This is a genomic window from Mucilaginibacter sp., assembly GCF_964263795.1.
In the GTDB taxonomy this organism is placed as follows: Bacteria; Bacteroidota; Bacteroidia; order Sphingobacteriales; family Sphingobacteriaceae; genus Mucilaginibacter.
Genome location: NZ_CAXVWK010000127.1, coordinates 19,546 through 28,473, shown reverse-complemented (window position 1 = coordinate 28,473; position 8,928 = coordinate 19,546). Strand labels below are relative to the sequence as shown.

At 47.6% G+C, this 8,928-nt stretch carries 7 protein-coding genes; 6 read left to right on the top strand and 1 reads right to left on the bottom strand.

The features are described 5' to 3' along the window. Positions 1–144: 144 nt before the first annotated feature. The 5 genes from ACE5CV_RS19925 to ACE5CV_RS19905 all read left to right on the top strand — a co-directional run bounded on the left by ACE5CV_RS19925 (position 145) and on the right by ACE5CV_RS19905 (position 7,369). The gene (locus ACE5CV_RS19925) at positions 145–879 is read left to right on the top strand and encodes a glucosamine-6-phosphate deaminase (RefSeq protein ID WP_374951962.1); all 735 of its coding nucleotides are present in this window, start codon (positions 145–147) and stop codon (positions 877–879) included. Between the two features lie 2 nt (positions 880–881). Continuing rightward, positions 882–1,988: a PfkB family carbohydrate kinase gene (locus ACE5CV_RS19920; RefSeq protein ID WP_374951961.1), complete on the top strand. Its 1,107-nt coding sequence runs from the start codon at positions 882–884 to the stop codon at positions 1,986–1,988. 124 nt (positions 1,989–2,112) lie between these two features. Continuing rightward, the gene (locus ACE5CV_RS19915; RefSeq protein ID WP_374951960.1) at positions 2,113–3,840 is read left to right on the top strand and encodes a GMC oxidoreductase; all 1,728 of its coding nucleotides are present in this window, start codon (positions 2,113–2,115) and stop codon (positions 3,838–3,840) included. 10 nt (positions 3,841–3,850) lie between these two features. Continuing rightward, entirely contained in the window at positions 3,851–4,597 is a 747-nt protein-coding gene (locus tag ACE5CV_RS19910; protein ID WP_374951959.1) for a DUF1080 domain-containing protein, read from the top strand. A 99-nt stretch (positions 4,598–4,696) separates the two neighbouring features. Beyond that, a complete protein-coding gene (locus ACE5CV_RS19905) occupies positions 4,697–7,369 on the top strand; it encodes a family 78 glycoside hydrolase catalytic domain (RefSeq protein WP_374951958.1) in 2,673 nt (890 codons plus the stop codon). A 42-nt stretch (positions 7,370–7,411) separates the two neighbouring features. Here ACE5CV_RS19905 and ACE5CV_RS19900 read toward each other — a convergent pair whose 3' ends face one another. Then, a complete protein-coding gene (locus ACE5CV_RS19900) occupies positions 7,412–8,218 on the bottom strand; it encodes an SDR family oxidoreductase (protein ID WP_374951957.1) in 807 nt (268 codons plus the stop codon). Positions 8,219–8,284: 66 nt separating this feature from the next. On the opposite strand from ACE5CV_RS19900, the gene ACE5CV_RS19895 reads away from it, so the two are divergent. Beyond that, entirely contained in the window at positions 8,285–8,923 is a 639-nt protein-coding gene (locus ACE5CV_RS19895) for a YceH family protein (protein ID WP_374951956.1), read from the top strand. Positions 8,924–8,928: the final 5 nt, after the last annotated feature.

Below are 8,928 nucleotides of genomic sequence, written 5' to 3'. Positions count from 1 at the left end.
CAGGCGAAGACGGTCGCGCAGTGCTCGAAATTATTTACGCTGCCTATGCTTCGGCCGGTTTAGGCAGGAAAGTTGCACTACCCTACTCCGCTAAAGTTGAAAAACCTGTTGACCTGTGGTTAAACCCAAAACAAAACGACTAAAATGAAGATCTCAAAATACGAAACCTACGATGAAATGTCAAAAGCGGCTGCCGCGCTGGTTACCAAACAACTGGCCGAAAAGCCTGCTTCTGTAATTTGTTTCCCTTCCGGCGATTCGCCTACCGGGATGCTAAAGCACCTGGTAGATGCAGCTAACAATGGCCGGTTAGACCTGAGCCAATGTTATTTTGTAGGATTAGACGAATGGGTAGGTATGGACGAAAATGATGTAGGCAGCTGCAAGTATTATCTGCACACCAACTTTTTTAGTAAGGTAAATATCGCACCCGATCATATTATACTGTTTGATGCCAAATCTGACAATTTAAATGGCGAGTGCGAACGTATTAACGATTTTATTAGCGAAAAAGGCGGGTTAGATATCATGATCGTTGGCATTGGCATGAATGGGCACCTGGGCTTGAATGAGCCGGGCACCCCGTTTGATTTGTATGCTCACCGCTCACAGCTGGACCCTGTTACCGTTGAGGTTGGCCAAAAATATTTTCAGCAGGCTACCACATTAACCGAAGGGATTACCTTAGGCTTAAAACACCTGCAGGAAGCTAAGATCCCTGTGCTCATCGCATCGGGCATTAAAAAAGCGCCCATCATTCACGAGGCGCTGCAGGGCACGGTTAGTACCGAGGTGCCGGCTTCAATTTTGCAACAGATTAAAAATGCCTTGATCTTGTTGGATGATGATGCAGGGTCTGAACTGGAGCACGCTTCGTGAGCATGAACGGGCCATTCGACAACATCATCAATAAACTTCAAAATGCCGGGGGCTTGCTTGCCAATAAACAGGTGGCTGCCGGTTTCGACGGCTTTATTGATTCTATCGTTAAGGTAGTCAATTACAAGTCGGACGCGGAGGGTACGGTGTTTTTTAATAACATTGGCGAGTTTGGCAATTACATCGCGGGTAAAAGCGGCTCGGGTTTTAGTCTGGAAAGCGAAGAATTGGTGCAAAAACTGGGCGGTAACATGCCTATTATGGCAAATGCCATGGCACAAATGGGTACTATGGTAAATTGTGTAGGCGCGTTTGGTCTCCCTACAGTTGCGCCGGTGTTTGCAGGTATGCACACAAATTGCAAATTGCATACTTATACTAATCCCGGGTTTACAACTGCTATGGAATTTGCCGACGGCAAGATCATGCTGGCACAAATGACCGACCTGAACCAGTCTGACTGGGGAACAATTAAAGCCGCTGTCGGCATTGAAGACCTTAAAAAGGTATTTATGAATGCGGGCGTGGTTTGCCTGGTAAACTGGAGCGAACTCGACCACTCCAACAATATCTGGCAAGGCCTGCTCACCGATGTTTTTGCAGACAGCGCGGCTGGCGACAGGGAATTCTTTTTTGATTTGTCCGATTGCTCGAAGCGTAAACCGGAAGCTATAACCGGCGCCATTAAAATGATAGAACATTTTGGCAATTATGGGCACGTTACCCTGAGCCTGAACCGGAATGAAGCCAATATCTTACACGAGATATTTACCGGCCAACCCGCATCTGCCGATCTGAAAACTACCGGCAGCAGCCTGGCAAATACATTTAATATCAATACCATTATCGTACATAGCGCCAAAATATCGGCACTGTGGGGTAGCAATGAAATGGTTGAAAGTGAGCCGGTATTTATTGAGAATCCGCGCTTCTCTACCGGTGCAGGTGATAACTTCAACGCGGGGTACTGCATTGCTAAACTACTTGGCCTTGCCCCTGTCGATTGCCTGACGATGGCCAACAGCGTATCTAACCGCTACATTACCACCGGCGAAAGCCCCGATCTGGAAGCTTTGGAAAAGTATTTTACCGGATTAGCAGGTAATTAGTTTCTAAAGCGAATCCATCCACCGGCAATGCGCTCAATTCCTACAATCCTAACAGCCATTTTACAATCCCTGCCCCGCCGTTTCAGATTAAAATTGCATCTTTAGGGTACCAATTATAAATTTCATGTCGACTAATTTTGCGCATACCAATCCAACGGCCAAGGCCGATCATACCTTTGATGCAATAGTTATCGGATCGGGCATAAGCGGCGGCTGGGCAGCTAAAGAGCTTTGCGAGCAGGGCCTCAAAACACTTGTTTTAGAGCGCGGCAGGGATGTAAAACATCTTAAGGACTATCCTACAGCAACAAAAGCGCCATGGGAATTCCCCTACCGGGGCCGCATGAGTGAGGAGTTCTATAAAGAGAACCCACTGATAACCAAGGCATCAGGTTTTGGCGACGATTGCGACCATTTTTTTGTGAAAGATGCCGATCACCCGTACGTGCAGGAAAAGCCTTTTGATTGGATCCGCGGCTACCAGGTAGGCGGTAAATCGTTAACCTGGGGGCGCGCCACGCAACGCTGGAGCGAGTTTGAATTTACAGCACCTAAACGTTTTGGCTATGGCATTGAGTGGCCGATAGGTTATGCGGATGTGGCACCCTGGTACTCGCATGTCGAGAAATTTATTGGGATCTGCGGCAATAAGGATGGCCTGGAAGCAATGCCCGACGGCGAATTTTTGCCGCCCTTTGATATGAATGTGCCACTGCAGCACATTAAACAATCGTTAGATAAAAATTATACCGACAGGCACCTGGTGCACGCACGCTGGGCACATTTAACCGAGCCTAAGCAGATCCACCTGGACCAGGGCCGGGGCAAATGCCAGGCACGCAACATGTGTGTGCGGGGCTGCCCGTTTGGCGGGTACTTTAGCTCGGTAAGCTCAACCCTGCCCTGGGCCGAAAAAACCGGCTACCTTACTATCCGTCCGCATTCGGTAGTGCATTCGGTAATCTACGATGAAAAATTGGGCAAAGCCAGCGGGGTAAGGGTCATAGACGCCAACACTAAAGAAATAACTGAATTCTATGCGAAGGTGATCTTCATGAATGCTTCGGCGTTGAACACTAACCTGATCTTGCTCAATTCCAAATCAGAAAGGTTCCCTAACGGTTTGGGTAACGATAGCGGCCTTTTGGGCAAGTACATTGCCTTTCATAACTACCGGGCTTCGGTATCCGGCACATTGGATGGCTATACAGATGATTATTATTTCGGCCGCAACCCTACCGACCTGATCCTGGTCAATTACCGTAACCTGCATAAACGTGATACCGATTATTTTGGTGGCTATACCACTTTTATGAACGCCTATCGCGACCAGCATCCTACAGAAACTGCAGAAGGCCAGATAGGTGCTGCTTATAAAGATAGCCTGTCTGAACCGGGCGGCTGGCATGTGTTTGCCTATTTGCAGGGCGAAACGGTGCCGGTTGAAACTAATCATGTACGCCTGAGCTCTACAGAAAAAGATCAATGGGGCATCCCGCTGCTTATAACCTCGGTAGAATATCACGAGAATGAAGACAAAATGACTGAAGACTTTTTAACGCAAACAGCAGAAATGCTGGAGAAAGCCGGCGTCAAAAACATCAAAAAACATAATAACAAGCAGGCACCCGGCCTGGATATTCATGAAATGGGCGGCGTGCGTATGGGTAAAGACCCTAAAACTTCCCTGCTGAACAACTGGAACCAGCTGCACGCCTGCAAAAACGTATTTGTAACCGACGGTGCCTGTATGACCAGTACCGGCAACCAAAGCCCATCTATATTATATATGGCGCTTACGGCACGTGCTGCAACTTACGCCGTAAATGAGATCAAAAAAGGAAACTTGTAATAAACCACCCATGAAAAAAATAATTTACGGTCTGCTTATCGCGATAGCAGTAAGCAGCTGCCAATCGGCTACCAAAAATACGGCGGGCGGCATGGACACGGCGGCCATCATCAGCGATAGCGCAGCCACCGATTTTAGTAACCTTATTGCAGATTCTACCCTGAGTAACTGGCATGTTTACGGTAAAGGTAAAGTTGGGCCGGCCTGGCAATTAAAGAACGGCATCCTGCACCTCGACGCTTCAAAAAAAGCCGACTGGCAAACCGCAGGCGGCGGCGATATCATCACAAACGATGAATATGAGAATTTTCACCTCAAGGCAGAGTGGAAAATTTCACGCGCGGGCAACAGCGGCATTATGTTTTATGTACATGAGGATACTACGAAGTTTAAATACGCATGGCAATCCGGTATGGAAACGCAGGTGGCCGATAATAAAGAGAACGAGGATGGCAAGCTTATCAGGCACCGCGCAGGTGATCTGTACGATCTGATGTCGATATCAAAAGAAGTTGTAAAGCCTGCCGGCGAATGGAATAAAACCGAGGTTATTGCTAACAAAGGGATCCTGGAAATACGCGTTAACAACCAGACTGTGCTTACCACTACCCTATGGGGCAACGATTGGAAAAAGTTGATTGCCGGGAGTAAGTTTAAAGAGTGGCCCGGCTTCGGCACCTATAAAAAAGGTCATATAGCGTTGCAGGATCACGGCGCCGATGTATGGTTTCGCAATGTAGAGATCAGGAGCTTATAGATAAACCTTCAGTAAAACAAAAAGCATAGCCCGGCGGCTATGTTTTTTTTGTGATTGCCGTTTTGCGGTTCGATGATAAATCTGCGATATTAGCCGTACATGAAACCTATCTGCAAATCCGCCTACCTTCTGCTCGGTCTATTTTTTTCAATTACAACACCGGGCTTGGCGCAAAATGTTTTCAAACCCTACGCCTTGCGTACCGAATACCTGGAGCAGCCTATTGGTTTGGATAACCCTCATCCCCGGTTTACCTGGATGCTTAACGATAGCCGGCAGGGCGCAAAACAAACCGCTTACCAGCTATTTGTCGGGACTGATTCAGTAGCGGTTAGCCGTGGAATGGGCAGCAGCTGGGCAACGCCTAAAACAGCATCGGCCGATATCCTGGCAACTTACAGCGGCAAGCCTTTACAAGCCTATACCAAATATTTTTGGCGGGTTGATGCCTGGGATAAAAATGGTGTAAAAGCATCATCTGTAGTGAGCAGTTTTGAGATGGGTGTTATGAAAATGACCAACTGGAAAGGCACCTGGATAAGTGATGAGCAGGGCGTAAATGTTAAACCCGCACCCTATTTCCGCACAACCTTCGGTACGGGTAAAAAAGTAATTTCGGCACGGGCATATATCGCTGTAGCAGGTTTGTATGAACTATACCTCAATGGCGAAAAGATAGGCAACCACCGGTTAGACCCTATGTACACCCGGTTCGACAGGCGCACCCTTTACGTTACTTACGATGTTACCAAACAGATTATGGCCGGTAAAAACGCCATTGGCGTACTGTTGGGTAATGGCTGGTATAACCACCAAAGTACCGCCGTTTGGGATTTTGATAAGGCAACATGGCGAAACAGGCCGGCCTTTTGCCTTGACCTGCGCATTACCTACAACGACGGTACTACCGAAACCATACGTTCTGACGAGCACTGGAAAACCAGTTTTAGCCCGATAACGCTTAACAGCATCTATACGGCCGAGCATTACGACGCCCGGTTGGAACAGCCCGGGTGGAACACCATCAGCTTTGACGACGCCAAATGGAAGCCGGCATTTAACCGTCCGGCACCTTCTCAAAATATTACCGCACAGGCAATGCATCCCATCCTCAATGTAGAGGAGATTCCTGCACAATCGGTTAACAGGTTAGATGATGGCGCTTATGTATTCGATCTGGGCAGAAACATCAGCGGCGTAAGTAAATTTAAGGTTAGCGGCAAGGTAGGTACGGTGATCAGGCTTAAACATGGCGAAAGATTGTACAAGAATGGACATGTAGACCTTTCAAACATTGATATTCACTACCGCCCCACAGATGAAAAAGACCCTTTTCAGGTAGATATTTTCACCTTGAGCGGTAAAGGCGAAGAAACCTTTATGCCGCGTTTTAACTACAAAGGTTTCCAGTTTGTAGAAGTTACCAGCAGCGAACCTATCGAGCTGACGAAAGAAAACCTAACCGGCTATTTTATGCACAGCGATGTGCCGCCTGTTGGTAAGCTCAGCACATCTAATCCAATTATTAATAAGATTTGGGCGGCAACAAATAACTCATACCTGAGTAATCTGTTCGGTTATCCTACAGATTGCCCTCAACGCGAAAAAAACGGATGGACCGGTGATGCGCATATTGCCGTAGAGACAGGGCTGTACAATTTCGACGGTATCACTATTTATGAAAAATGGCTTTCTGATCATCGCGACGAGCAGCAGCCCAACGGTGTGCTACCATCTATCATCCCTACATCCGGCTGGGGCTACGAATGGGGTAACGGCCCCGACTGGACCAGCACCATCGCTATCATCCCCTGGGATATATACCTGTTTTATGGCGATAAAAAAATCCTGAAAGACAATTATGAGAACATTACCCGTTATGTTAACCACATCAACGACATTTACCCTACCGGTCTAACCACATGGGGATTGGGCGATTGGGTACCCGTAAAATCCAAATCGCCGGTGGAGATGACATCTACGGCATATTACTTTGCCGATGTGACTATTGCTGCGAAAATTGCCGGCCTGATGGGTATCAAAGCCGATGAGGCTAAATACGTGACCCTGGCTGCTAAGATTAAAAATGCTTTTAACGCCAAATACCTTAACCAGCAAACCGGCAACTACAATACCGGCCTGCAAACCGAATTAGCTGTACCGCTTTATTGGGGCCTGGTACCGGATAACTTTAAAAGCCGGATTGCCAAACGCCTGGCCGACCGCGTTACTACAGACAACTTTCACCTGGATGTTGGGGTGTTAGGCGGAAGGGCGATATTAAGTGCCCTGAGCGATAATGGTTATGCGGATGTTGCTTACCAAATAGCCTCGCAGGAAACCTACCCGTCATGGGGCTGGTGGATGGTTAATGGCGCTACTACGCTTTACGAGAACTGGAAGATTGACGCTAAAAGTGATATCTCTCTTAATCATATCATGTTTGGGGATGTAGGCGCCTGGCTTTATCGTGGTATTGGCGGCATTAAGCCGGACGAAAAGCAGGGCGGTTTTAAAAATGTGATCATGCAACCCAATTTTGTAACGGGTTTAGATCAGTATACTGCTACGCACAGAGGGCCGTATGGCGGTATTATTTCCTCATGGAAACGTAATGGCAGTGCTGTCGAATATTCGGTTACCATTCCACCAAACTCCTCCGCAGACTTATACTTTCCAGTTCAGGACGGTAAAAAACCCTATCTGGCAGGGAAAGCGGTGCCGATAGCATATCATGTTAGCGCAGGAGTTTATCAGTTTGTGATAAAATAAGTTTGGGTGTTTACTAACAGCGATAATTCCAATTGGTATGGTTTAGGCTTCCGTCAACCATTCGATCCAGTTTGTGATCTTGAATTTATAGCCCAAAATTTTATTAACGTTAACACTGTTGATGATTTTCCATTCGTTCAGTTTCGATACAAACTGCGGTGAAGGAAGTCCTGCTTTTTTAGCGGCCAGGCTATAAAATTCAGCCTTGGGGGGATGATGTGGCGTGCAGGCATTAAAGGTATGGCCAAATGCATCCTGATTGATTACTGCTTCGGTAAAGGCAATGCAATCATCCAAACAGATTACATTAACCGGCGCCAGGCCGTTTGGGATATTTGTTTTACCGGCAAAGAAGCGGCCCGGTTCGCGGCCGGGGCCGATAAGCCCGCCAAATCGGACGATCGCTGTTTGGAATCCAGTTTGATGGCGAAACAGTTCTTCCGCATCATGCAATATTATCGACGATTGTGTGGCGGATTGCGGGTTGGTCAGTTCATCAACCTCCCTATTCAGGTCGGCATAAACACCGGTCGAGCTGATCAGTACCACCCTTTTTACCGCACCTATGTTTACGGCGTCAATAACGCGTTGCATCTTCGGCACATATTCGGCCCCCTCTCCAGACCGGCTTTTGGGCGGGACAGCAATAACCAGCACATCAACATCAAAAAAGTCAGTTGGGGCAATTACTGCAGAAAGATCGATCAGGTAAGGTTTTATTCCGGCATCGTTCAATACCTGTAGCTTGTCTGCAGAAGTTGTCGACCCATTAACCGCAATATTTTTGCTTACCAGGGTTTTCGCCAGGGCCAATCCGTACCATCCGCAACCTAAAATGCTAATTGTCATGTTGGCTAAATTAAACTATCCAATCCTGAATTGCCCGCCGTGCCGCCGCAAATTTTATATTTGTGCATGGATACGCCGAAAACCTTACCTGTTTTAACCGATACCGAACTCCGTGTACTGGGATCCCTAATGGAAAAAAGCAAAACCACCCCGGATTATTACCCCATGACGCTTAACGGCCTTACGGTAGCCTGTAACCAGAAAACAGCGCGCAAGCCGGTTGTTGAGTACGATGATAACACCGTAATGCTGGCGCTGGATACCTTAAAGCGCAAAGGCCTGATCTCGACCGCTACAGGCGGATCAAGCCGGGTTATTAAATACAAGCATAACTTTGGCATTGTATTCCCGGTAGTGCCTGCAGAAGTTGCGGTGATATGCCTGCTGATATTGCGCGGGCCGCAAACACCCGGCGAGATCAACACCAATGCCGGCAGGTTATATGAATTTGAAGATCTGGACGAAGTTAACGCCATTCTTGAAAAGCTGGCCGGTGGCGAAATGCCTTATGTACTGCAGTTACCTAAGCGCCCCGGACAGAAAGAGGCGCGTTATCGCCATTTGCTGGGTGGTACCATTATTGAAGATGATATGCAGGATGATGCACCACGCGCCAACCGATCGTCAGAACTAGAGGAACGCCTGAGCAAAGTGGAAACTGAACTTGCAGAATTGAAAGAGGCTTTTGATAAGCTGATGAAGTAATTAAC